The organism is Streptomyces sp. NPDC001492, assembly GCF_053597275.1.
Genome location: NZ_JBSFHW010000065.1, coordinates 24094 through 46846 on the forward strand (window position 1 = coordinate 24094; position 22753 = coordinate 46846).

Sequence of the window (22753 nt, forward strand, 5' to 3'; positions counted from 1 at the left end):
TGGAGCAGTGTGGCGGTGTTCTGGTTTGATGCCCCACGTGTCGCTGCACGAACTGCGCATGACGGTGCTCGGCGAGGTCCGTGCCGGATTCCGGGGGCGCCCGCTGGAGCTGGGCGGGCGGCGGCAGCGTGCCGTGCTCGCCCTGCTGATCGTCGCCCGGGGCTCGGTCGTCTCCCGCGACCGGCTGGTCGAACGGGTCTGGGGCGGCACACCGCCACCCAGTGCCGCCGCCTCGCTGCACGCCCATGTCTCCCACCTCAGGCGCTGTCTGGAACCGGAGCAGGAGGCGAGGGCCCGCGCCGGCGTCATCGTCAGCGAGGGACCGGGATACGCCTTGCGGCTGCCGGATGACGCGGTGGACGCCTGGCGGTTCGAGGCGGCGCTGCGGTCCGCCTCGGTGCACTCGGAGCGGGGACGACCCGCGCAGGCGGTGTCCGTCCTGGAGTCAGGGCTCGCGCTGTGGCGGGGCCCCGCCTACGCGGAGTACGCCGTCGAGTCCTGGGCGCGCCCGGAGGCGGTGCGCCTCACCGAACTGCGCGAGCTGGCCCGCGAACGTCTGCTCGCCGCCCGACTCGCCCGCGGCGAGGACGCCGTCCTCGTCCCGGAACTCGAATCCCTGGTCGCCGAGGACCCGCTGCGTGAGGAACGCTGGAGCCTGCTCGCCCTCGCCCTCTACCGCGCCCACCGCCAGGCCGACGCCCTGGAGGCCCTGCGCCGCGGGAGGAAGCTGCTGCCGGCCGGGTCGTGTGCTCCAGGGACGGATCTGGGCGACCTGGAAGCCAGAATCCTCGCCCAGTCGCCCGTGCTGGACGCCCCTTCCCGGCAGATACCGCACACCGCTCCTCCTGCGGCCGACACGTCCGCTGCCTCAGGGCCGGCGTTCGTCCCTCGCCCCGCCCCGCGCACCGACGCGCTCGTGGAACGCGATCTCCAGATGGCCGAGCTGCGTGACAGCCTGCGCGCGGCCCTCGACGGCAGACCCGGCGTCGTGCTCATCGAGGGCCCGGCCGGCATCGGCAAGAGCCGCCTGCTCGGGGAGGTCTCCGAACTGGCCGCCGGAGAAGGGGCCCTCACCCTCGCCGCCAGGGGCAGCCAACGGGAGAAGGACTACGGCTTCGGGGTCGTACGCCAGTTGTTCGAGCGGGTGGTGAGCGGCAGGGAGGAGCCCCTCCTCGCCGGGACCGCCGTCGCGGCGGGCGCGGTGTTCGGAGGGGTACGGGGACAGCAGCCGCAGAGTTTCGCCGTGCTCAACGGCCTGAGCGAGCTGACGCGGAAGCTGGTGCAAGCCCGCGGGCCGCTGGTGCTGGCCGTGGACGACGTGCAGTGGAGCGACAGCGGTTCGCTGCGGTTTCTGGCGTATCTGGCGGGCCGGCTCGAAGGGCTGCCGGTGCTCATCGCCCTCACCCTGCGCACGGGGGAGCAGCGACCGGGCGAGGAACTGCCGGGGGCCTTGACGACGGATCCCTCGGTGGTGCGGATCAGCCCCACACCGTTGACGGCGAGCGGGGTCGCCGGCCTCGTACGCCGGACGCTCGGTGAGGAGCCCCAGGAGGAGTTCACGGCGGCCTGCCATCGCGCCACCGCCGGAAACCCGCTGCTGCTGCGGCAGTTGCTGCGCGCGCTGCACGCGCGCGGGACACGGCCCGACGCCGCGCACAGCGGGGAGGTGGCCGAGACGGGGGCACGGGCGGTGTCCGGGCTGGTGCTGGGCAGGATCGCCCGCCTGCCCGAAGGGGCGCGGGCGGCGGCGCAGGCCGTCGCGGTGCTGGGAGACGGGGCGGCGACGCTCGCCGAGGTCGCCGCGCTCATGGAGCGGTCGGAGGCGGAGGCGGCGCAGGCGATCGTGCCGCTCGTGCAGGCCGAGATCCTGCGCGACGGCCGGCCCTACGCCTTCGCGCACCCCCTGGTCGGTGAGGCCGTCTACCGTGAACTGCCGCCCGGGGAACGGCAGTTGCGGCATGAGCGGGCGGCCCGGGTGTTGTCCGCCGCGGGCGCGCCGCCGGAGCGCACGGCGGCCCAGCTGCTGCTCGCCCCGCACCGGGGCGACCCGGGTGTGGTGGAGATCCTCTGCGCGGCCGCCCGCGAGGCCGTGGGCCGGGGCGCCCCCGACGCCGCCGCCACCCACCTCACCCGCGCTCTCGACGAACCACCCGCCCCCGAACGCCGCCCCGAGGTCCTTCTCGAACTCGGGCGCGCCGAGATGCTCGGCAACGGCCCGGCCGCCGTCGACCATCTGCGTCAGGCCTACGACACCCTCGCCGACCCGCCGCGCAGAGCGGTCGCCGCCCTGCTGCTCGCCCGGATCCTGGTCTTCGCCGGCGGCCACGGCCAGGCCACCGAGTTCGCCCGCCGGGCGGCGGCGGAACTGTCCGCCGAGCTGAGGGACGAACGGCAGGGACTGCTGGCGCTGGAGCGCATCAGCGGCTTCATGCACGGTCTGGACCAGCGGCTGTGGCGCACCGTCGAGAACCCGGTCGTCGAGGGCGAGGGCCCCGGCGCGCGGATGCTCGCCGCCAACCTCGCCCGGGAGGCGGCCTCGGACGGCAGCAACCGGACCCGGGCCGTCGAACTGGCCCGCTTCGCCGTCGCCGGCGGAGTGCTCCAGGCCGCCGGGGAGGAGATGCTCTGGTACACGGCCGCCATCGTGCTGCACCTCGCCGACGAGGAGGTCGGCGAGCTGTGGGACGCGGCGGTGGCACGCGCCGTCGAGCGAGGCTCACTGTTCTCCGTGCTCGCCACCCACCTGTGGCGCGGCTTCACCCAGTGGCACCACGGGGACCTGAACGCGGCACGGCAGTCGCTGGAGACCGCGGTGGGACAGTCGGAGACCTGGGGGCTCGCGCCGGGCGCCCCGCAGGGTCGCACCTTCCTGACCGCCGTCCTGCTGGACCTCGGCGACACCGCGGGGGCTCGTGCCTGTCTGGAGCGGATGCGCGGCTGGATCCGGGGGACCGAGGGGCAGCGGCTGCTGAGGGAGAGCGAGGCGGGCGTGCTGAACGCGGAAGGCCGCTACGCGGAGGCGCTCGCCGCCCTCGACGGCGTGGGCCACCTCCAGCCCCCGGTGGCGAACCCGGCGTGGTGGCCCTGGTCGCTGCTGCGGGTGCGGGCGCTCGCGGGTGTCGGCCGGCGAGCCGAGGCGCTGGCGCTCGCAGAGGAGCAGCTCACGGTCGCCCGGAGGTGGGGAGCTCCCAGCACGCTGGGGCGGGTGCTGCGGATCGTCGGACAGCTGCGCGGACCCGAGGGCGAGCCCCAGCTGCGTGAAGCCGTCGCCCTCTTGGCACTCGGACCGGCACGGCTGGAGTACGCCCGCGCGCTGTGTGCGCTCGCCGCGTACGCCGAGGAGGACGAGGCCGGCTCCCTGCTGCGCCGGGGGCGGAGCATCGCGGGGGAGTGCGGGGTCGTGGGCCTCGCGGAACGGCCTAACAGGCGTACCTGAAGCTGGTCGAGGCCGTCACCCGGTCAGGCGACAGCACTTCGAGGGTGGCGGTGGCCTTCATGCTGCCGTGGCCGTCGAAGCTCCAGCGCAGTACGACCTTCGAGCTCTTGACGTTGCGGCCGACGTCCTGGTGGAGGACGGCCGACGCCGTGCCGTCGCTGCGCTTCCAGCGGTAGTCGACGGTGCCGGGACGGCCGTCCGTCCTGAGGACTCCGGTGACGACGACCGTCTTCGCGCAGTGGCCGACCTCGGGCGCCGTGACCGTGGCGTCCAGCACCTTCAGCGGTGGTCCGGCAGCCGTGCAGGAGCGCATGGCCAGTACGACGGCCACGACCACGGCGACCACCACCAGCAGGAACCGCAGTTCGCGCCGCCACCGCGGCCGGGGGCGGCGGGCGGTCACGCCGGACGCGACCTCGGGGGTGACCGTGCCTCGCCAGAGGCCCGTCGCGCGGTTGTCGTCCGTGCCCGGCGCACCGGGCACGCCGGGCCCGAAACGGGTCTGTGCACCGGTCGCTTCCGAGGGAGGAAGGTGCAGGGTCGCGGCCGGATCCGTCGGCGGGAGGGTGGCCGTGAGGTCGGGGTCGCCGGGGCGGGACGCCGGGTCGGTACGGGCGAACCGCAGTCGGGGGTCCTCGGAGGGTGTGCTCATCGGGGCGGGTCGCAATCGACGGGAGCCGCAGTGGACTGGAAGGAACCGTTGCCGGAGTCGGCGGCGGGATCGGTCGTGATCCTGACGCCGAGGTAGTCGTAGCGCGTCGGGACGGGGAAGGCGTGGGTGTAGCGGCCCGAGATCTGGGTCTTCCCCTTGGGCAGTGCGACGGGGTCGGTGGCGACGACGGTGCCCATGGCGCCGGCCGAGTCGCTGACGTACCAGCTGAGGTAGAGCGTGCCGTCGGCGGCGCCGTCGGTCGTCACGCTGACGGAGGCCACGATCGTGCAGGTGGCCGAGGTCGGGCCCACCGCGTTGATCTGCGCCGAGGTGACGTCGAGGGCGGGCGGGGGCGTGGAGGTGCCGCCCCCGCTCGTGGAACCACCGCCTGCCGTCGTCCCGCCGCCGCTGGTGGAGGAACCGCTCGTGGTCGTTCCGCCGCCGGAGGTGCTGCCGCCGGTGGTCCCACCGCCGCCCGTGCCGCTCGTACCGCCGCCCGTCGTGGAGGTCGTCCCTCCTGTGCCCGACGATCCGCCGCCCGTCCCACCGGAGGTCCCGTCGGTGCTGGGCGAAGCGTCCTTCGCGGACGCCGACGCGGAGGGCGCATCACTTCCGGACGGGGACGCGGAGCCGTCCGGTGCCGAGGGGCTGCCGTACGGGGAGTCGGACGACCCGCTCGGACCGGTCCCCTCGGCGGAGCCGGCCCCGGCTCCGTTCGTGGTGCGGTGCCCACCGCCCCCACCCGTGGCGACGGCCGTCACCGCGACCCCGCCGACCACCAGCACGACCCCCGCCGCCAGCCCCGCCAGGACCTTCCGCCTCCCGCCGGGCAGCCGACGGGCGCCCGATCCGAGGGTGGTCGTGGCCAGGGCGGTCGTGCCCGAGGCCGTACCGTCCGAGAGCGGGAAGAGCAGGAGGAACAGGGCAGCCAGGGCGGCGAGTTCGCGTCGGCCGTTCTCCTCCCACTCCTCTCCGTACGCGCCCGCCGCGACGGCTTCGAGCTCCTCGACGAACGCCGCCGCGCTCTCCGGGCGCTCCTCGGGCGTCTTGGCGAGGCCCCTGCGGATCAGCGGGCGCACCGGTTCGGGAGCCAGCTCGGCCGGGATCGGTGCCTCGATGTGCTGGACGGCCAGCTCGGCCAGCGTCTGGCCCGGGTACGGCTTCATCCCGGTCAGGCACTCGAAGAAGGTCGCGGTCGCCGCGTACACGTCGGTGGCCGGTCCGGCCGCACCGCCGGTCCACTGCTCGGGCGCCATATAGGTCGGGGTGCCCGAGGCATTGGCCGCCACCCCGCTGGGCACGGCGATGCCGAAGTCCACCAGCTTGGAGGAACCGTCGGCGGCGACCAGGACATTGTCCGGCTTGTAGTCGCGGTGCACGACACCTTCCGCGTGGGCCGCCGCGAGGCCGAGCAGCGACCCCTTGAGCACGACGAGCGCGGCCTCGGGGGTCGTGGCACCGTGCTCGCGCAGCAGCCTGCGCAGCGGCACACCGTCCACGAGTTCCATGACGATGGCGGCACCGCGCGGACTCTCCACGTATTCGTACAGCGCCACGACATGCGGGGAGCGGAGCTCGCCCAGCAGCCGGGCCTCGGCGCGGAAGACCTCACGGAAGGCCGGGTCGTCACAGAGCTGCTCGGCGAGGTACTTGATCGCCACATGGGTGCCGGTGGTGTCGTGCGTGGCCAGGACCACCCGCCCACTGGCTCCCGAGCCCAGCTCCTTGATCTGCGTGTAGCCGGCGACCGCCCATGGGCCCCCGCCGCGTATCGCTTCGCTCATGTCCTCTGCATCCGGCCCGTCCCCCGGACCGCCCCCGTTCGTGCTCCTGCGGTGCGTCTGCCTCGTGATGCGTCTGCTTCCTCCGGGACATGTGACGATGCACCATCGGTCTTGCGAACCGCTTGCAAGCCGATCGCAAGTCGGGCGTCGGATTCTCCTCCCGACGGTCTGCCGTACGCCGGTCACACAGGGGGGAACCGGCGTACGGCGCCGTCCTTGGAGCTGTCCCCGCAGGTCACGGCATGCAGGGACCGCAAGGCACGCATGTGCTCCAGGCGAGCCGGACCGTCGGCCGCAAGGGCGAGCGCCTCCCGGAGTTCGGTCGCGCCGCCGGGCCCGCGCGCCTCACCGAGCAAGCGCAGCACCCGGGCGACGGCGCCGGGTGCGCCCCACCTGCGGGCCATCACCAACTGCTTCCGCGCGAGCTGTTCGGCCCGGTCCCGCTCGCCCAGCCCGGTCAGGGCCCGCACCCGCAGCAGTTCCCCGTCCCACCACACCGGGTTCACCACCGCGGGCTGGAGGTGCCGCACGCCGTCCAGCACGGCGAGCGCCTGCGCGTACCGGCCCTGCGCGATCAGCACGCGAGCCTCGCTCTCCCCGTGCAACCGCGCCCCCTCCGCACCCGCGCTCCGCTGCCGCATCCGCTCCAGACAGGCACGCGCCCCTGCGATGTCCCCGAGGTCGAGCAGCACCCCCGTCAGGAAGGCCCGGCACTGCGGGGCGCCGGGTGTGACGCCCCAGGCGCCGAACTGTTCGAGCGCGACCTCCAGCGACCGGCGCGCCTGGTCCAACTCGCCGTGCCGCCACCGGGTGAACCCCTGCCACAGGTGCGCCGAGAGTGCCCCGATCAGCGACCCGTGCTGAGCCGCGTACGTCAGCGTCTCGTCCCACAGCCGCCGCACGTCCTCGCCGGCCAGGTGCAGCACGACGCCCGCGGTGCACCAGGAGAGGATCTCGCCGCCGTGCAGCAGCACCCGGTCGGTGAGCGCGAAACGGGCGGAGGCGACGGCCGTCGCGCGGTCGAGTCCCCATACGGTGGCCTCCCTCGCCGTCTCGGCGGCGAGCATGCGGGCACCGGGTCCGTCGCCGAGGGGACGTGGCAGTTTCCCCTGCGTGCCGTCGGTGCCGGAGGTGTGGAGCCCGTGCGCGAAGGCGCCGAGCCGGGCCAGGGCCACCAACCCCTGCCACTCGTCGGCCGTACCGTCCGCGGCGGCGCGCCCGGCGGGCGGCAGCTGGGCCGCCGCCCGCGCCGCGAACTCGGCCGCCTCACCGGGCTTGCCGGTGTAGATCAGCGTCTGCGCGAGCAGACGGGCGGCACCCGTGGCCGAGGGTGACCTCTCGTACGCCTCCCGCAGATGCCGGGCCGCCGCCCGCCCGTCGACGAGGGCTTCGGCGCGGCCCAGTTCCAGCAGCACCTCGGGCCGGACGTCCCACGCGGGCGGTTCGAGCAGCGCCCGCGTGAGCAGGGTGGCGGCGGCGTCGTTGGCGCCGCGGGCACGCGCGCGTGCCGCCGCGGTGCGCAGGACGTCGACCACCCAGGGGTCGTCCCGGTAGGGGACCAGGAGCAGATGCGCGGCGATCCGCTCCGGAGCCGCCCCGGCACGGCCGAGCAGCCGTGCCGCCCTTTCATGCAGGTCCGGGCGCTCCCGCTGGGACACCGTCCGCAGCACGGCCTCGCCGGTCAGGGGATGGACGAAGTCCAAGGGGTACTGGTCCCGGACCACTTCGGCCCGCACCAGGGCCGCCGTCGCCGTGGCCACCTCCTGCTCGGACAGCTCCGTGAAGGCGGCGACCGCCGGTAGGGAGGCGCCGCCGCCGAGGACCGCGATCGCCCGTACGACATCCGCGGTGGCGGGCGGCAGCCGGTCCGGCCGCGCGAGCAGGAGCTCGGAGACGGCACGGATTCCGGCCTCCTCCACGACACACGGGTCTGCTCCCTCTCCCGCGGTCTCCAGGGTCCCGAGCACGTGGGTCAGCAGGAGCGGCAGCCCCGCCGACACTCGACGGCAGGCCTGGACGACCTCCTCGGGCGTCAGGGCGCCGAGCCGTCGCCGTACGAGACGATCGACACCTGCCGGGCCGAGAGGCTCCGGCCGGATGTGCACCACCGTGGGGTCCTGCACGATGTCGGCCAGTACCTGCACGTTCTCGTCCAGGGCGGGAAGTTCTCCCGTGCGCAGCGCGGTGACGACCAGAATCGGCAGGGTCTGGATGCGCGGCAGCAGATGGGCGAGGAAGCGAAGGGATGCCGTGTCGCACGCCTGCAGATCGTCCACGAGGAGGAGCAGGGGCCGCCGCGCCGGGTCGTCGGCGGTGACCAGGCGTTCGATGCGCCGGTACAGGGCGTGCAGAACGCCGAAACCGTCCGACCCGTCGGCGACCGGGGTCGCGGCGGCCGCCGGCAGACCGCCCTGCTCGGCGACCTCCGGGCCGAGCAACTGGCGTACGACCTCGTAGGGTTCGCGCAGGTGGGTGGGTGAGGAAGCGCGCGCGCCGTGGACCCGTACGCCCGACTCCCGAGCCGACCGGGCAGCCTCCGCCAGCAGTGCGCTGCGGCCGATCCCGGCGGGGCCCTGCACACACACCAGTGCGCCGCGGCCCGCGACCGCGTCCGCCAGACAGTCCCGCAGTTCGGCCAACTCGTGTTCCCGCTCCACGAGTTGACCGGAGGGAGAGGTGATCCCCGACGCGGTAGCCGGGACCGGCACGGCGAGGCGCGGCGCATGGGACAGGACCTCGGCCTCGACGCCGCGCAGGGCGGGACCTGGATCAATGCCCAACCGGTCGGCAAGAGTGCGGCGGGCGCGTCGCAGTACCGCGAGGGCCTCGGCCCGGCCACGGACCCGGTAGCAGGCAAGGGCCAGCAGGGACCAGCGCTCCTCGCGCAGGGGCTGTTCGGCGACGAGTTCCTCGGCCTCGTCGAGGACCTCGTCAGGGTCCCCGCATTCCAGACGGGCCGCCAGAAGCCGCTCCCGTACCACCTCACGCAGTTCCGCAAGGCGAGCCGCCTCCGCCCGTGCCCAGGGTGCGTCCTCGAACCCCTCGAAGGCCGGTCCCGTCCAGAGGGCGAGCGCCTCGTTGAGCAGGCCGGCCTTCTCCGTCGCCGACGGCGCGTGCCGGCCGGCCTGTTCGAGCAGCGCTTCGAACCGCCAGGCGTCGACCTCGTCGGGGGCGAGACGGATCGCGTAACCGGTGCCCTCCCGCACGAGGACGCTGCTGCGGGTACCGGTCGTACGGGCCGGTTCCAGCTCCCGTCGCAGCCGTGAGACGTACGCCTGGAGGGCACCGACCGCGCTCGCGGGCGGTGCCTCGCCCCACATGGCGTCGACCAGCCGGTCGCAGGTGACCACAGCGCCCCGAGCCAGCACCAGCAGCACGAACAGCGCGCGCGGCCGGGGCCCACCGAGGCTCAGTGCCCGTCCGCCGCGCGTCACGGTCAACCCACCGAGGACGCGGACCCGCAGCCCGGCGGCCCCACGGGACTCCGGCCCCGGGACGCCCGGTCTCGGTCCCTCACCGTCGGCGTGCTCCATACGCCCCATAGTGCCTGGCATGCGCCCACCTGGATGCTCGTTCAGGCACCGCAGCGGGGCATGGTGCGGCACCACGGCGAAACTTCCAGGGGCTCCGCCGGCAGGGGAACCGGGGCCCAGGTTCGCCCCACAGAGGAACGAGGACAATCCGGTGGCATCCGGAGAGTGGATGGGGAAGGCTGGCAGCCATGTTCTCGGTGGTGCAGAACGTGGCGATCGACTGTGCGGATGCCTACGAATTGGCCCGGTTCTGGAGTGGGGTCACCGGCCGTCCGCTGCATCCGGAGGACAAACCGGGTGATCCGGAGGTTCAGGTCTTGCTGGCGGAAGGCCCGGTGCTGCATTTCAACCAGGTGCCCGAAGCCAAGACGATCAAGAACCGGATCCATCTGTGTCTGCGCCCGGAGACCTCGCGTGAGCAGGAGGTGGAACGGCTGCTGGGCCTCGGTGCCACCTTTGTCGCCGATCGCCGGAATCCCGATGGATCCGGCTGGGCGGTCCTTGCTGATCCCGAAGGAAACGAATTCTGCGTTCTGCGCAGCGAGTCCGACCGGGCCGCCGTGACGTCCTGACGATCCCGAGGGGGATGGGCCCCGCAGGAGCGGCGGGGCCCACGGGGTCAGCAGGTGGAATTGGTCTGGGTGAGCAGGGCCAGACGCCACGGCAGGCTGTTGTAGTCACCGCCGGCGTTGGGGTCCTTGCCCTGGTACAGGTACTGCAGCTTGCAGGCCGGGATGGTGAGCGTCTGGTCGTAGCCCGCGCGGATCATCTCCCCGTGACTGATGTCCCGACTCCAGGCACCGGCGGGGAACGCCACGTTGCTCGACCTCGCGAACGGATTGCTCTCGGACGCGGCCAGGGGTGACCACGAGCCGGCGAGGCTGCTCGCGCTCCAGGAGCGGAAGTAGCGCCGGCCGTCCGAGCCGACGGCCTCGACGAGGAGGAGGTACTGGTTGCTGCCCTGCACCTTGTACACGTTGCTCGCTTCGAACAGGGCGTACTTGTTGGAGTCCTGGGCCGCGATGACGGTGTTGGTGAAGCCGTTCGGGAACTGGCCGACGGTCGTCTGCGAGCGGTAGAGGTGCCCGTTGTCGTCGGAGGAGAACAGGTAGCAGTTGGCGCTGTCGCAGATCACCCACATGTCGACCCAGTAGCCGCCTCCGATGTTCTGCCGGATGATGTCCGGCATCGACGAGTAGAAGTTGCGCGGCGCGCTCCACCCGTTGGGATTGCTGATGTCGGGGTTGGTGGAGTACGAGGCGTTGCCGGTCTGGTAGACGAGGTACCACAGGCGCTGCGGCGCGTAGTAGAAGACCTGGGGCGCGGCCCGGTACCCGGTGCCGATGGCGGTGCGGTCCAGATAGTGGTGCGTGGCCGAACCGGCCTGGGACCAGTCGCTGAAGTTCAGGTACACCAGGCTGTACCCGGAGGCGCTGGCGACGCTGGCGAACACGTGGTACTTGCCGTTGTACTGGACGACCGTCGGATCCTTGATCCCGGCGATGTTGTGGGTGGCGTCCGGTTTGGGTGCGATCAGCGGGCCGCTGGAGCTCCATGAGTAACGGCTGGGCAGGGCGGCGGCTTCGGCGGCGCTGCGGGTGGCGGCGGGCGTGCCGCCCATCGCCGTCAGCGTCGCGTTGTACGCGGGCTTCTTGTTGCCGTTGCGGTCGAACAGCAGCGGGTTCTCGCCGCTGCGCCAGGAGTCGCTGTCGCGGATGCCCCAGGCGGTGATGCCGGTGCAGCGCGGCACGTTCATACAGGCGCGCACCGTGTTCGCGTACGCCGTCGGCGAGGCCTGCGCGATGTCCAGCTCCGTGATCTGCACGTCCACGCCGAGGGCGGCGAAGTTCGACAGGGTGGTCTGGAAGCTCGACGGAGGGCCGCCGGTGCCGAAGTGGGACTGGAACCCGACGCAGTCGATGGGCACCCCGCGCGCCTTGAAGTCGCGGACCATGCGGTAGACGCCTTGGGTCTTGGCGTCGCTCCAGTTCTCGATGCTGTAGTCGTTGTAGCAGAGCTTGGCCGCCGGGTCGGCCGACCGGGCGGTGCGGAAGGCCTGCTCGATGAAGCCGTCGCCGAGCAGGTTCTGGAACACCGAGGAGCGGTGCTGGCCGCTGCCGCCGTCGGCGAAGGCCTCGTTGACGACGTCCCAGGCGTAGATCCTGCCCTTGTAGTGGGTCATCTCCTGCGTGATGTGGTTGTTCATCACGCTGCGCAGGGTGTTCGCGTCCCTGATGGAACTGACCCAGCCGGGCAGTTGGGAGTGCCAGACCAGGGTGTGGCCGCGCATCCTCTGCCCGTGTGCGGCGGCGTGGCTGACGATCTGGTCGGCGGGGCCGAAGTTGAAATTGCCGCGGGACGGTTCGATGGTGTCCCACTTCATCTCGTTCTCGGGCGTGATCGCGTTGAACTCGCGGTCCAGGATCCTGCTGTACGTGCCGTCGCCGAGCCGCCCGGCGGCCACGGCGGTCCCGAAGTACCGTCCGGACTGGGCGGCTTGGGCGCCCAGCGTGGATGCCTGGATCGTGGGGGCGGGTGCGCCGGCCGCGGTCCCGGGTGTCACCAGGGCGGCCACGGCGAGCAGGCCTAAGACCGGGACTCGGCGACGGCCGAGCCATTTCAGTGGCTTCATTCTTCTCCTCAGGTTTGATGCGTTCATGACATCCCGGGGAGCGTTCTCGTGCGGGATGCCGAACGTCAGTTGACTTGCCGAGCACCACGGATGTTAGGGACGCGGTAAAGCTCGTCAATACTTCCCGCATGATTCGTTAGCAACTTCGAAACTTTCGAGTGCTCTCACGTGTCGATGCTTCCGGCCGACTGCCGGAAGCATCGACACGCTCGATGACCCGCCCCCCATTTGTGAGGCCGTGAGTTTCGGAACGGACAGCGAAAGTTGGGGAGTTGCATGCCGCCAAGGGGGTGACCGGCGTGATCAGTGCCGGGCGAACTGGACCCGCGTCGGTTGCACGACGTCCGGCCGCAGTGCGATTCCGCTGACGGTCAGCTGCTCCCCGTACAGGTCCGTGACTCTGATCGAGCCGCCGCACCCGCCGCCGTCGGCGGAAATGAAGTAGTTGTAGTCGGTGCGCGGCAACTGCCGCCAGCCACCCGAGGTGCGGACTTCGAGCCGCGCCACCGGATTCCGGTGGCCGATCACCTGGATGCCGCACCAGTAGGGGCTGGACCCGGTCTTGTACCTGATCGACATCGTGCCGACCGTGCCGGGGCTCACCAGCTGCCAGGTGATCGACAGCCGGCCGACCTTGAGGTCGGCGAGTTTGGCGAAGGCCTGCTGGCTGAGGTCGAGTTGCCCGGGTGCGCAGGGCAGGGGGCATTCGTTGGTGATCCGTACGGTGACGGAGGCGCCGTTGGCCGCGTGGACGAGCACGTACGCGCCGCACGCCCTGGCCGTCTCGTAGTCGGTGGTGTTCATCGCGGCGATCATGAGGTCGTCGCTGGGGCCGAACAGGCAGGCGCCGTTTCCGTCGCCGGCCGCGTAGGCGGTGGCGACCCCGGTGTAGGTGGTGTGGGGCCGGATCCGCCCTGCCGGTGCTGCCGTGGTGGACCTCGTTCCCCGGGAGCGCGGGGTGCCCTTGGCCGACGGACGCGCCGAAGCGCTGGTCGTAGCGGCCGTCGGCGACGGCGTGCCGGTCGTGGTCGGTGACGCCGACGTGGCCGCGGGGCGCGCCTCGGCCGAGCCGGAGGCGCTCACCTGGGTGGTGGCGGAGGATGTACCCGCGGCAGCCCCGGCATTCGCGCCGTGGCCGGGGAGGACCCCCATGACCAGGTAGGCGAGAACGCCCGCGGCGGTCAGTGCCAACGTGCTGCCCAGCATGAGCCGGCGTCTGTGCCTGCGCTGCCGCGCGGCCTGCCTCGCTGTCTTCATACCTGTCCGTTCGGAAGATGGAGCCGATGGTGCACTGCTCAGTTGCCGCCGACGGCGAAAAGGTTGCCGACCTTTTTCTGTGGGTCGCCCGCGGTTCCTTCCGGCCGGACGGCGGCTGCGGCAGCGCACGAGAAGTGCGCCACCGCAGACGCTCGCATATTCCGGGGATCAGAGGGCCGTGAAGGTCCACAGCAGGTTCGTACTGCTGCCGTACGTCCACTGCTTGGTGACGGAGCCCGAGGCGACGTTGCCGCCGCCGTCGAGGACCAGGCCGGTGGTGCGGTTGGCGATCGAATAGCTGCCGCCGCCCCGGTGGGTGATCTTCCACTGCTGGTTGGTGCCGCCGTTCCAGGCGGCCTCTCGGGCCGCGGAGCCGTCGGCGGTGGCGCCCCAGCCGTCGGCGACCATGCCGTTCGTGCGGTTGACCAGCTTGTAGTAGCCGTCCGCGACCGCCACCGCCTGCCACTGGAGGTTGGAACTGCCGTTCCAGGTCCACTGCTTGAGGTTGGACCCGGAGGCCACGTTGCCGCCGCTGTCCAGGGCGAGTCCGTCGGTGACGTTGGTGACCCGGAAGTACGAGGCCGGGTTGAACTGGACCCTCAGTGAGCTGATCTGGTCGTTGTTGCCGGTGACCCGCAGATCGGGGTTGTCAGCGGTGAAGGTCCAGGAGGTACCGGTGAAGTTGTCCCCGGAGTAGCCGGTCACCTGGTAGCCGGGGGAGGGCCGCAGGGAAGAGATGGTGTCCGCGCCCAGTCCCGCCGCGTTCAGGTCGGCCGCGGTGAAGTCGCCGACGGCGAACACGGCCGAGTTGCCGGTGTAGTTGACGTCCGTGAAGGCGACGGCGCCCGCGACCGGCAGCAGCCCCGGGATCGAGCCGGAGAAGGCCAGCTTCAGGACGTAGGCGCCCGCGCTGTACGGCGCCGAGGAGGGCAGGGTGACCGTGAGCCCGGAGGAGCTCTGGACCGGTGCGGGCAGGTCGATGTAGGTGCCGGCGGTGGTGCCGAGGAGCTTCACCGAGGTCAGTGACGACAGGTTGATGCGGTCCGAGCTGAGCGTCTTGATCGTCAGCGAGCTGCCCGGCCAGCCCAGGACGGTGGCGTACAGGGTGTTGTCGGCCTTGTTGCGGGTGAAGCGGATGTCCTGCGCCGTGCCGGCGTGCGGGGTGGTGAACGAGCCGCCGCCCATCTTCGTCGGGCCCTCGCCGTACACCGCCCAGGCGCGGGTCGCGTACAACGACTCACCGAAGCGCTTCAGATGGTCACCGATACCGAGCAGGATGTCCTTCTGCGCCTGGGGGATGGTGCCGTCGGCCATCGGCGCGATGTTCAGCAGCATGTTGCCGTTCTTGCTGACCCGGTCGATGAGCGAGTGCAGCATCTGCTGGATGCTGTAGTAGCCGATGCCCTGTGTGTAGCACCAGCTGGAGCTGGAGATGCTGTCGTCGGTGAGCCAGTACGGGGTGGTGATGTCGGCCGGGCCGCCGCGCTCGTAGTCGAAGACCTCGCCCTTGTTGTTCAGGCCGTCCTTGTAGGTGGCGACGACCTCACGGCCCCAGCTGCCCGCCTGGTTGTAGTAGTACGACAGGAAGTTCAGGCGCTGGGTCTCGTCGATGGCGTCCAGCTTGAAGTCCTGCCACAGGATGTCGGGCTGGGCGCGGTCGATGACCTCCTTGAGCTTGTCGTACCAGAGCTGGTTCTCCGCGGCCGAGCCCAGCTGTCCGTACAGCTTCTTCAGGCTCGGGTCCGTCTGGGCGGGGGCGTACTCGTAGTAGCCGTTGAAGTTGTACGCGTGGTGCATGGCGACCAGCAGCTTGAGGCCCTTGGCGCGGATGGCCGTGGAGAAGAGCTGCAGCAGGTTCAGCCCCGGGCCCTTGTTCACCGAGTTCCACTCGTTGACCTGGCTGTCCCACATGGAGAAGCCGTCATGGTGCTCGGCGACCGGGCCGGCGAACCTGGCGCCCGCGTCGACGAACAGTTGCGCCCACTCGTTGGGGTCGAAGTTCCCGCCGGCCGACTTCAGCTTCGGCGCGAACTTCACGAAGTTGCCCGCCAGGTCCTGCGCCCCGTTGATGAAGTTGTGGTACGGCCAAGCCGACGGCTGGCCGTAGGTCGCGATGTGGTGCTGGTTGGCGTTGCTGCCCGCCTGGTACATGTTGCGCGGGTACCACTCGTTGTCATAGGCGGGGACGCTGAAGACGCCCCAGTGGAAGTAGATCCCGAACTTCGCGTCCTGGAACCACTCCGGTGCCGGCGGGTGCTGGTCGACCGAGTTCCAGTCGGGCGTGTACGTGCTGGGCGCCGCCTGGGCGGTACCGGCGCCGAACACACCTCCGGCGACGGCGGCAGCGGCCACGCAGGTGGCGCCGGCCAGGAAGTGGCGTCTGCTGAGCGAACTTGGCATGGAACATCCCTGGTTCGGAAGGGGACAGGGGGTGCAGCGGGCCGCTTGTTACGCATGAAGGTCCGCCATGTCTCCGTGGGATGTCAACCAGCGTGCAGGGATGAAAAGAGCTGTACGCCATGGCAATTGAACCGGTTTGCGCCATGTTTAGTCCGTTTTGTGGATACGCAAACATGGCATGTCTGTCGAGGTCTCGCGATCGCATGCGCGCGCCCGGCGCTATGGATTGATGGGATGCATCTTCAGCCTCGATAACGCCAGCCGTATCAACGAGACGGCTGTGACCTGCCACTTCAATTGGAGTTCGACGGGGGTCTAGACAGCGGGTCGAAAACGAGCCTATAAACATCCCATCTCTACCGCGCGGCGATACACAGATGTCGTCGAGGCGAAACATCTCCCGCCCAGGGACGAGCGCGAGGAAGCATCGATGAGACTCAGAACCGCCCTCTGTTCAGCCGTCTCCGCCGTGTCCGCACTGACTCTGCTCAGTGCGTGCAGCAGCGGCTCCACCACCTCGGCGTCGTCGGGCGGCAAGCCGCTGGTCGGCGTCGACTACCCGCGCTCCGACACCGACTTCTGGAACTCCTACATCAAGTACACGCCCCAGTACGGCAAGGAGCTGGGGCTGGACCTGAAGACCACCAACTCGCAGAACGACGTCGCCAAGCTCACCGCCAACGCGCAGACGTTCATCAGCCAGGGCGTCAAGGGCATCGCGATGGCCCCGCAGGACACCGCCGCCATCGCGCCCACCCTCGCGCAGCTGGAGGCGAAGAAGATCCCCGTCGTCACCGTCGACACCCGCCCCGACAGCGGCAAGGTGTTCATGGTCGTGCGCGCCGACAACCGCGCCTACGGCGAGAAGGCCTGCCAGTACCTGGGCACCAAGCTGGGCGGCAAGGGCAAGGTCGTCATGCTGGAGGGCGGCCTGGACTCCATCAACGGCCGTGACCGTACCGAGGCGTTCAACGACTGCATGAAGAAGAACTACCCCGGTATCAAGGTGCTCGGCGAGGCCACCAACTGGGACGGCGCGGTCGCCGCGCAGAAGCTCCAGACCGACCTGACCGCCAACCCGGACATCAAGGGTGTCTACATGGAGTCCAGCTTCGCCCTGTCCGGCACGCTCCAGGTGCTGAAGCAGAAGGGCCTGTTGGTGGACCCGAAGGACAAGAAGCACGTCTTCATCGTGTCCAACGACGGCATCCCCGAGGAGCTCAAGTCCATCGCCGCGGGCAAGATCGACGCCACCGTCTCCCAGCCGGCCGACCTGTACGCCAAGTACGCCCTGTACTACCTGAAGGCCGCGATAGACGGGAAGACGTTCAAGCCCGGCAAGACCGACCACGACAGCACGATCATCAAGGTCCGCGACGGCGTGCTCGAGGACCAGCTCTCCGCCCCGCTCGTCACCGTCGACGGCGCCACCTACGGCGGCGTGGCCAGCGTCAAGAGCGACGACAAGTCGCTGTGGGGCAACAACCTCGGCTGATCCTCCTCCGGAACACAACGGTCCACGAGAACAAGGCGGTTGAGATGAGCGACGGGGAGCGAGCAGTCACCCCCGCGCCCGCCCCGGCGGACGACGGGCGGGCCCCCGCAGCCCCGCCCGTCGTCGAGGCGACGGGCATCGTCAAACGATTCGGTCCGACGGTGGCCCTGAACGGCGCCCGGATCACCATCAGGCCCGGCGAGACCCACGCGCTCGTCGGCCGCAACGGAGCCGGCAAATCGACGCTGGTGTCCGTCCTCACCGGCCTCCAGGCCCCCGACGAGGGCACCGTGACCTTCGGCGGCGAACCGGCCCCCCGGCTCGGCGACCGCGACGCCTGGCGCCGGCGCGTGGCCTGCGTCTACCAGAAGTCGACGATCATCCCCACGCTGACCGTCGCCGAGAACCTCTTCCTGAACCGGCACGACCACGCGGCCGGCCGGCTCATCAGCTGGCGGGCCACCCGCCGGCGTGCACAGGAGCTGCTGTCGGCCTGGTCGGTGAACGTCGACCCGCAGACCCCCGCCGCCGAACTGAGCGTCGAGCAGCGGCAGTTCGTCGAGATCGCCCGCGCGCTGTCCTTCGGCGCCCGGTTCATCATCCTCGACGAGCCCACCGCCCAGCTCGACGGGGCCGCGATCAACCGGCTCTTCGACCGCATCCGCGACCTGCAACGCCAGGGCGTCACCTTTCTGTTCATCAGCCACCACCTCCAGGAGGTCTACGAGATCTGCGACATGGTGACCGTGTTCCGCGACGCCCGGCACATCGTCACCGCCCCCGTCGCGGACCTGCCCCGCGCCGACCTCGTCGCCGCCATGACGGGCGAGGCGGCCGCCGACCGGCGCGCGGAACGGGCCGCCACCCTCGACGCCGCCGCCACGCCCGCACTGAACGTCCGCGCGCTGCAGGGCGAGGGGTACGACGACGTCAGCTTCCGGATCGGAGCCGGCGAGATCGTCGGCCTCGCGGGGGCCGCGGGCAGCGGTCGCACCGAGGTCGCCGAGACCGTCGTAGGACTACGGGCGGCAGCGGCGGGGGAGGTGGAGATCGCCGGGAAGCGGCCCCGCCCGGGCAGCGTGCCCGCGGCCCTCGCCGCAGGCACCGGGTTCGTCCCGCAGGACCGGCACCACCAGGGCTTCGTACCCGACATGTCGATCGCCGACAACGCCACGCTGTCCGTGCCGAAGCGGCTCGGTACGAACGGCTTCCTCAGCCGGACCCGACGGGACCGGCTCGCCGAGGGCATGATCGAGAAGCTGGCGATCAAGACCCCCGGACCCGACCTGCCGGTCTCCGCGCTCTCCGGAGGCAACCAGCAGAAGGTCGTCATGGCCCGCGCCCTGGCCGACGACCCCCGGCTGCTGGTCCTGATCAACCCGACCGCGGGCGTGGACGTGCGCTCCAAGGAGTTCCTCCTCGGCAAGGTCGAGGAGACCGCGCAGTCCGGCACCGGAGTGCTCATCGCCTCCGACGAACTCGACGACCTGCGCATGTGCGACCGGGTCCTGGTGATGTTCCAGGGCCGAGTGACCTCAGAGATCGCCCGCGGCTGGCACGACCACGACCTCGTGGCCGCGATGGAAGGAGTGGACCTCCATGCCTGAAACCGTCCTCGCGGACACCGCCGCGGCGGGCACCCCCGAGCCCGCGGCGAAGCGGACCGCGCTGCTCGGCGGCCGGATACCCCTGGCCCGGCTGCGCGACCTCGCGCTCGTCCCGGCCATCGTGGTCATCGCGATCGTCGGACAGATCGTCAACCCGGTGTTCCTGCAGGCCGACAACCTCATCAACGTCCTGCAGACCATGTCCGAGATGGCCCTGCTGGTCCTCGCCCAGACGATGATCCTGATCGTCAAGAAGATGGACCTGTCGCTCGAGTCCACCATGGGCCTCGCACCCGGCGTCGCGGCCTGGCTGGTGGTACCGGCCGGCGCCGGCCACGGACTGGGTCTCCTTCCCGGTGCCTGGGCCATCCCCGTCACACTCGCCACGGGCCTGCTGATCGGCGTGATCAACGCCCTGCTGATCATCCGCTTCGGCCTCAACGGGTTCATCGTCACCCTCGGCATGCTGATCGTGCTGCGCGGTGTGCTCACCGGCATCTCCGGTGGCCAGACCTTCTTCCAGCTGCCGCCGTCGATGCTCTACCTCGGCACCACCGAATGGTTCGGGATGCCCGCGTCGATCTGGGTCTGCCTGCTGCTGTTCGCCGTCGCGATCGTGGTCCTCGGCTGGACCAGCTTCGGCCGCTCCCTCTACGCCATCGGCGGCAACGTCGATGCCGCGAAGGCCGCCGGCATCCGCACCGACCGGGTGCTGTGGATCGTCATCGTCACCGGCAGCCTGCTCGCCGCCCTCGCCGGACTGCTGCTCTCCGGACGCCTGGCCTCGGTCGCCTCCGCACAGGGCAACGGCTACATCTTCACCGTGTTCGCCGCCGCCGTCATCGGCGGGATCAGCCTCAACGGCGGCAAGGGCACCATGTTCGGGGCCTTCTGCGGGATCCTGCTGCTCTTCATGATCCAGAACGTGCTCACGCTGGCGGGCGTCCCCGCGCAGTGGATCGGCGCTCTCAACGGCCTGATCATCCTGGTCGCCCTCGCCATCTCACGCATCACCGGCGGCAAGGTCCAGGAGTGAACCGGGCGGCCCTCCGGCCGCCCGGCACCCTCCACCGCACCGCCATCTCGTCGCACGGGGCCGTATCGCCCCTGCTCTCACAGGAGTTGCCGCCATGTCATCCGCCCTGTCCGCTTCCCCGGCATCTGCCCGCATCACCGCCCTGGACGTGCTGGACGTGCGTTTCCCGACGTCCGAGCACCTGGACGGGTCGGACGCGATGAACCCCGAGCCCGACTACTCCGCCGCCTACGTGGTCCTGCGCACCGACGCCTCCGACGGACTGGAGGGCCACGCCCTCGCCTTCACCACCGGCCGCGGCAACGATGTCCAGGCCGCCGCCATCGCGGCTCTCGCCCCGCACGTGGTCGGCCTCTCGGTCGAGGACGTCTGCGCCGACCTCGGCGCGTTCTCCCGCGCCCTCGTCCACGACCCCCAACTGCGCTGGCTCGGCCCGGAGAAGGGCGCCATCCACATGGCAACCGGCGCCGTCGTCAACGCCGCCTGGGACCTGGCCGCCAAGCGCGCCGGCAAGCCCGTATGGCGCCTCCTCGGCGAGATGACCCCCGAGGAACTGGTCGCGCAGGTCGACTTCCGCTGGCTCTCCGACGCCCTCACCCCCGAGGAGGCCCTCGAAATCCTGCGCCGCGCCGAGCCCGGCCGCGCCCAGCGCATCGACCACCTGCTCGACCGGGGCTACCCCGCCTACACCACCACCCCCGGCTGGCTCGGCTACTCCGACGAGAAGCTGGCCCGTCTGGCCCGCGAGGCCGTCGCCGACGGCTTCACCCAGATCAAGCTGAAGGTCGGCGCGGACCTTCAGGACGACATACGGCGCATGCGCGTCGCCCGCGAGACCGTCGGCCCGGACATCCGCATCGCCGTCGACGCCAACCAGAGGTGGGACGTCCAGCCCGCCATCGACTGGATGCAGGCCCTGGCCCCGTACGACCCGTACTGGATCGAGGAGCCCACCTCCCCGGACGACATCCTCGGCCATGCCGCGGTCCGCAAGGCGCTCGCCCCCATCAAGGTCGCCACGGGCGAGCACATCGCCAACCGGGTCGTCTTCAAGCAGCTCCTCCAGGCCGGCGCGGTCGACATCGTGCAGATCGACTCCGCGCGCGTGGGCGGAGTCAACGAGAACCTCGCCATCCTGCTGCTCGCCGCGAAGTTCAAGGTGCCGGTCTGCCCGCACGCGGGCGGCGTGGGCCTGTGCGAGATGGTGCAGCACCTGTCGATGTTCGACTACGTCGCCGTCTCCGGCACCACCGAGGACCGCGTCATCGAGTACGTCGACCACCTGCACGAGCACTTCGTCGACCCGGTCCGCATCGCCGACGGCCACTACCTGGCGCCACAGCTGCCGGGGCTGAGCGCGCAGATGCACCCCGAGTCCCTCAAGGAGTACGCCTACCCCGACGGCCCCGTTTGGACTGCTCGTGTCTGACGCCCAGGCCCTCGTCGACGCCCACCACCATGTGTGGGACCTGGACCGCAGGCCGCAGCCCTGGCTGGACGAGCCCGGTCACGAGCCGATCCGCCGCAACTTCAGCTCGCACGCCCTGCGTTCGGCCGCGACCCGGCCGATCGCCGGACGGCGGCTGACGAGCACGGTGGTCGTGCAGTGCATCGCCTCCGTGCCCGAGACCCGTGACCTTCTCGCCCTGGCCGAAAGCGATCCGCTGATCGGCGCCGTGGTCGGCTGGGCGGACCTGACGTCTCCCGCGATCGGCGACGTACTCGACGAGCTGCGGGCCGGTCCCGCAGGCCGGTACCTGCGCGCCGTACGGCACGTCGTGCAGGGCGAGTCCGATCCGCAGTGGCTCCAACGCCCGGACGTGGAAAGGGGGTTGCGAGCGGTGGGGGAGCGGGGTCTCGGATACGACGTGCTGGTCCGCAGCCACCAGCTCCCGCAGGCGATCCGCCTCGCCGAGCGGCTCCCCGAGCTGCCGCTCGTCCTGGACCACGCCGGCAAGCCGCCCATCGCGCAGCACGAACCCACCGATTGGGCACAGCAGTTGCGGACGCTGGCCCGGCATCCCCAGGTCCACTGCAAGGTGTCGGGTCTGGCCACGGAGGCCGACCACGAGAAGTGGACCGCCGCCGACATCCGCCCGGTGTGGGACGTCCTGCTCTCCGCCTTCGGGCCCGACCGGCTGATGTTCGGCTCCGACTGGCCCGTCTGCGTCCTCGCCGGCGGCTGGGACCGCTGGGCCGCCGCCGTCGAGGAGCTCCTGTACGACTGCTCCGGCACGGAGACCCAGGCGGTGCTCGCCGGCACCGCGACCGCTTTCTACCACCTGACCCCCGCCCCTGCTCCGACAAAGGAGGGGACGCCGTGCTCCTGACCGAACTGCTGCACCCCGGCATCCTCGAATCCCTGGCCGGAGCCGGCCACGGCGCCCGTGTGCTGCTCGCCGACGGCCACTACCCGGCGAGCACCGCCACCGGCGAGCGCGCCAGAACCGTCCACCTCAACCTCGCCCCCGGTCTGCTCGACGTCACCACCGTCCTCGACGTGCTGCTGCGCGCCCTGCCCGTCGAGGCGGCGCATGTGATGGTGCCGCCCGAGGGCGAACCGGAGCCGCCCGCCATCGCCGAGTACCGCTCGAAGCTGGCGCCCCTCCCGGTCGACACGCTCGGCCGCTTCGAGTTCTACGACGCCGCCCGCTCACCCGACCTGGCACTGGCGATCGTCACCGCCGACACCCGCACCTACGCCAACCTGCTGCTGACCATCGGCGTCCGCGCTGAAGGGACCCTGATCGCACGATGACACTTGCCGCCCGCTATCTGTCCGCCCGCACCCTGGACACCGCTCCCGCGGCCACTGCGCCTCCCGGCCCCGGTGAGGTGGAGTTGGCCCCCGCCTACGTCGGCATCTGCGGTACCGACCTGCATATCTTCCACGGCGACATGGACGCCCGGGTGGCCGCGCC

Annotated in this window: 14 protein-coding genes and 1 pseudogene; 9 read left to right on the plus strand and 6 right to left on the minus strand. The window is 71.1% G+C overall.

Annotated elements, in window-relative coordinates; all coding sequences use genetic code 11:
- Positions 1-28 precede the first annotated feature (28 nt).
- Positions 29-3436 (plus strand): BTAD domain-containing putative transcriptional regulator, encoded by a 3408-nt coding sequence (locus ACWC1K_RS45915; protein ID WP_450839636.1) that lies wholly within the window; start codon positions 29-31, stop codon positions 3434-3436.
- On the opposite strand, the gene ACWC1K_RS45920 is transcribed toward ACWC1K_RS45915, so the two are convergent.
- The 3 genes from ACWC1K_RS45920 to ACWC1K_RS45930 form a co-directional block, all read right to left on the minus strand.
- Complete coding sequence (locus ACWC1K_RS45920) at positions 3420-4088, minus strand: hypothetical protein (protein ID WP_450839637.1); 669 nt, start codon at positions 4086-4088, stop codon at positions 3420-3422. The two genes, ACWC1K_RS45915 and ACWC1K_RS45920, sit on opposite strands and share 17 nt — an antisense overlap.
- On the minus strand, positions 4085-5872 hold the full coding sequence (locus ACWC1K_RS45925) for a serine/threonine-protein kinase (protein WP_450839638.1): 1788 nt from the start codon (positions 5870-5872) through the stop codon (positions 4085-4087). Before ACWC1K_RS45925 ends, ACWC1K_RS45920 begins: the two co-directional genes overlap by 4 nt.
- A 182-nt stretch (positions 5873-6054) precedes the next feature.
- Positions 6055-9405 (minus strand): BTAD domain-containing putative transcriptional regulator, encoded by a 3351-nt coding sequence (locus ACWC1K_RS45930; protein WP_450839640.1) that lies wholly within the window; start codon positions 9403-9405, stop codon positions 6055-6057.
- A gap of 188 nt (positions 9406-9593) precedes the next feature.
- On the opposite strand from ACWC1K_RS45930, the gene ACWC1K_RS45935 reads away from it, so the two are divergent.
- Positions 9594-9977, plus strand: coding sequence for a VOC family protein (locus tag ACWC1K_RS45935; protein ID WP_450839642.1), 384 nt, complete (start codon positions 9594-9596; stop codon positions 9975-9977).
- A gap of 47 nt (positions 9978-10024) precedes the next feature.
- Here the strand turns inward: ACWC1K_RS45935 and ACWC1K_RS45940 are convergent, their stop codons facing one another.
- The 3 genes from ACWC1K_RS45940 to ACWC1K_RS45950 all read right to left on the minus strand — a co-directional run bounded on the left by ACWC1K_RS45940 (position 10025) and on the right by ACWC1K_RS45950 (position 15694).
- Positions 10025-12037 carry a non-reducing end alpha-L-arabinofuranosidase family hydrolase gene (locus ACWC1K_RS45940; RefSeq protein WP_450839644.1) on the minus strand — a complete coding sequence of 671 codons (2013 nt, stop codon included), beginning with the start codon at positions 12035-12037 and terminating at the stop codon, positions 10025-10027.
- 303 nt (positions 12038-12340) lie between these two features.
- Entirely contained in the window at positions 12341-13294 is a 954-nt protein-coding gene (locus tag ACWC1K_RS45945; protein WP_450839645.1) for an expansin EXLX1 family cellulose-binding protein, read from the minus strand.
- A 168-nt stretch (positions 13295-13462) separates the two neighbouring features.
- Positions 13463-15694, minus strand: a complete 2232-nt coding sequence (locus tag ACWC1K_RS45950) for an alpha-L-fucosidase (RefSeq protein WP_450839646.1) — start codon at positions 15692-15694, stop codon at positions 13463-13465.
- A gap of 430 nt (positions 15695-16124) precedes the next feature.
- Between ACWC1K_RS45950 and ACWC1K_RS45955 the strand changes: the two genes are divergently transcribed.
- The 7 genes and pseudogenes from ACWC1K_RS45955 to ACWC1K_RS45985 form a co-directional block, all read left to right on the plus strand.
- Positions 16125-17189 carry a sugar ABC transporter substrate-binding protein gene (locus tag ACWC1K_RS45955; protein WP_450839648.1) on the plus strand — a complete coding sequence of 355 codons (1065 nt, stop codon included), beginning with the start codon at positions 16125-16127 and terminating at the stop codon, positions 17187-17189.
- A 44-nt stretch (positions 17190-17233) separates the two neighbouring features.
- Positions 17234-18796, plus strand: coding sequence for a sugar ABC transporter ATP-binding protein (locus ACWC1K_RS45960; RefSeq protein WP_450839650.1), 1563 nt, complete (start codon positions 17234-17236; stop codon positions 18794-18796).
- Positions 18789-19832 carry an ABC transporter permease gene (locus tag ACWC1K_RS45965; protein WP_351483313.1) on the plus strand — a complete coding sequence of 348 codons (1044 nt, stop codon included), beginning with the start codon at positions 18789-18791 and terminating at the stop codon, positions 19830-19832. The genes ACWC1K_RS45960 and ACWC1K_RS45965 overlap by 8 nt, the downstream gene beginning before the upstream one ends.
- A 94-nt stretch (positions 19833-19926) precedes the next feature.
- Entirely contained in the window at positions 19927-21261 is a 1335-nt protein-coding gene (locus ACWC1K_RS45970; RefSeq protein WP_450839651.1) for an L-fuconate dehydratase, read from the plus strand.
- Entirely contained in the window at positions 21254-22162 is a 909-nt protein-coding gene (locus ACWC1K_RS45975) for an amidohydrolase family protein (protein ID WP_450839652.1), read from the plus strand. The genes ACWC1K_RS45970 and ACWC1K_RS45975 overlap by 8 nt, the downstream gene beginning before the upstream one ends.
- Positions 22153-22590: an RbsD/FucU domain-containing protein gene (locus ACWC1K_RS45980; RefSeq protein WP_450839653.1), complete on the plus strand. Its 438-nt coding sequence runs from the start codon at positions 22153-22155 to the stop codon at positions 22588-22590. Before ACWC1K_RS45975 ends, ACWC1K_RS45980 begins: the two co-directional genes overlap by 10 nt.
- A pseudogene (locus tag ACWC1K_RS45985) lies at positions 22587-22753 on the plus strand (Zn-dependent alcohol dehydrogenase); the annotation flags it as partial. The gene ACWC1K_RS45980 and the pseudogene ACWC1K_RS45985, both read left to right, overlap by 4 nt.

What these genes read in the sequence shown, in the direction of transcription:
- ACWC1K_RS45955 (WP_450839648.1), top strand. Translation starts at nt 16,125, where the DNA reads ATGAGACTCAGAACCGCCCTCTGTTCAGCCGTCTCCGCCGTGTCCGCA.
- ACWC1K_RS45945 (WP_450839645.1), bottom strand. Translation starts at nt 13,294, where the DNA reads ATGAAGACAGCGAGGCAGGCCGCGCGGCAGCGCAGGCACAGACGCCGG.
- ACWC1K_RS45940 (WP_450839644.1), bottom strand. Translation starts at nt 12,037, where the DNA reads ATGAAGCCACTGAAATGGCTCGGCCGTCGCCGAGTCCCGGTCTTAGGC.
- ACWC1K_RS45925 (WP_450839638.1), bottom strand. Translation starts at nt 5,872, where the DNA reads ATGAGCGAAGCGATACGCGGCGGGGGCCCATGGGCGGTCGCCGGCTAC.
- ACWC1K_RS45915 (WP_450839636.1), top strand. Translation starts at nt 29, where the DNA reads ATGCCCCACGTGTCGCTGCACGAACTGCGCATGACGGTGCTCGGCGAG.
- ACWC1K_RS45965 (WP_351483313.1), top strand. Translation starts at nt 18,789, where the DNA reads ATGCCTGAAACCGTCCTCGCGGACACCGCCGCGGCGGGCACCCCCGAG.
- ACWC1K_RS45935 (WP_450839642.1), top strand. Translation starts at nt 9,594, where the DNA reads ATGTTCTCGGTGGTGCAGAACGTGGCGATCGACTGTGCGGATGCCTAC.
- ACWC1K_RS45970 (WP_450839651.1), top strand. Translation starts at nt 19,927, where the DNA reads ATGTCATCCGCCCTGTCCGCTTCCCCGGCATCTGCCCGCATCACCGCC.
- ACWC1K_RS45930 (WP_450839640.1), bottom strand. Translation starts at nt 9,405, where the DNA reads ATGGAGCACGCCGACGGTGAGGGACCGAGACCGGGCGTCCCGGGGCCG.
- ACWC1K_RS45920 (WP_450839637.1), bottom strand. Translation starts at nt 4,088, where the DNA reads ATGAGCACACCCTCCGAGGACCCCCGACTGCGGTTCGCCCGTACCGAC.
- ACWC1K_RS45950 (WP_450839646.1), bottom strand. Translation starts at nt 15,694, where the DNA reads ATGCCAAGTTCGCTCAGCAGACGCCACTTCCTGGCCGGCGCCACCTGC.
- ACWC1K_RS45960 (WP_450839650.1), top strand. Translation starts at nt 17,234, where the DNA reads ATGAGCGACGGGGAGCGAGCAGTCACCCCCGCGCCCGCCCCGGCGGAC.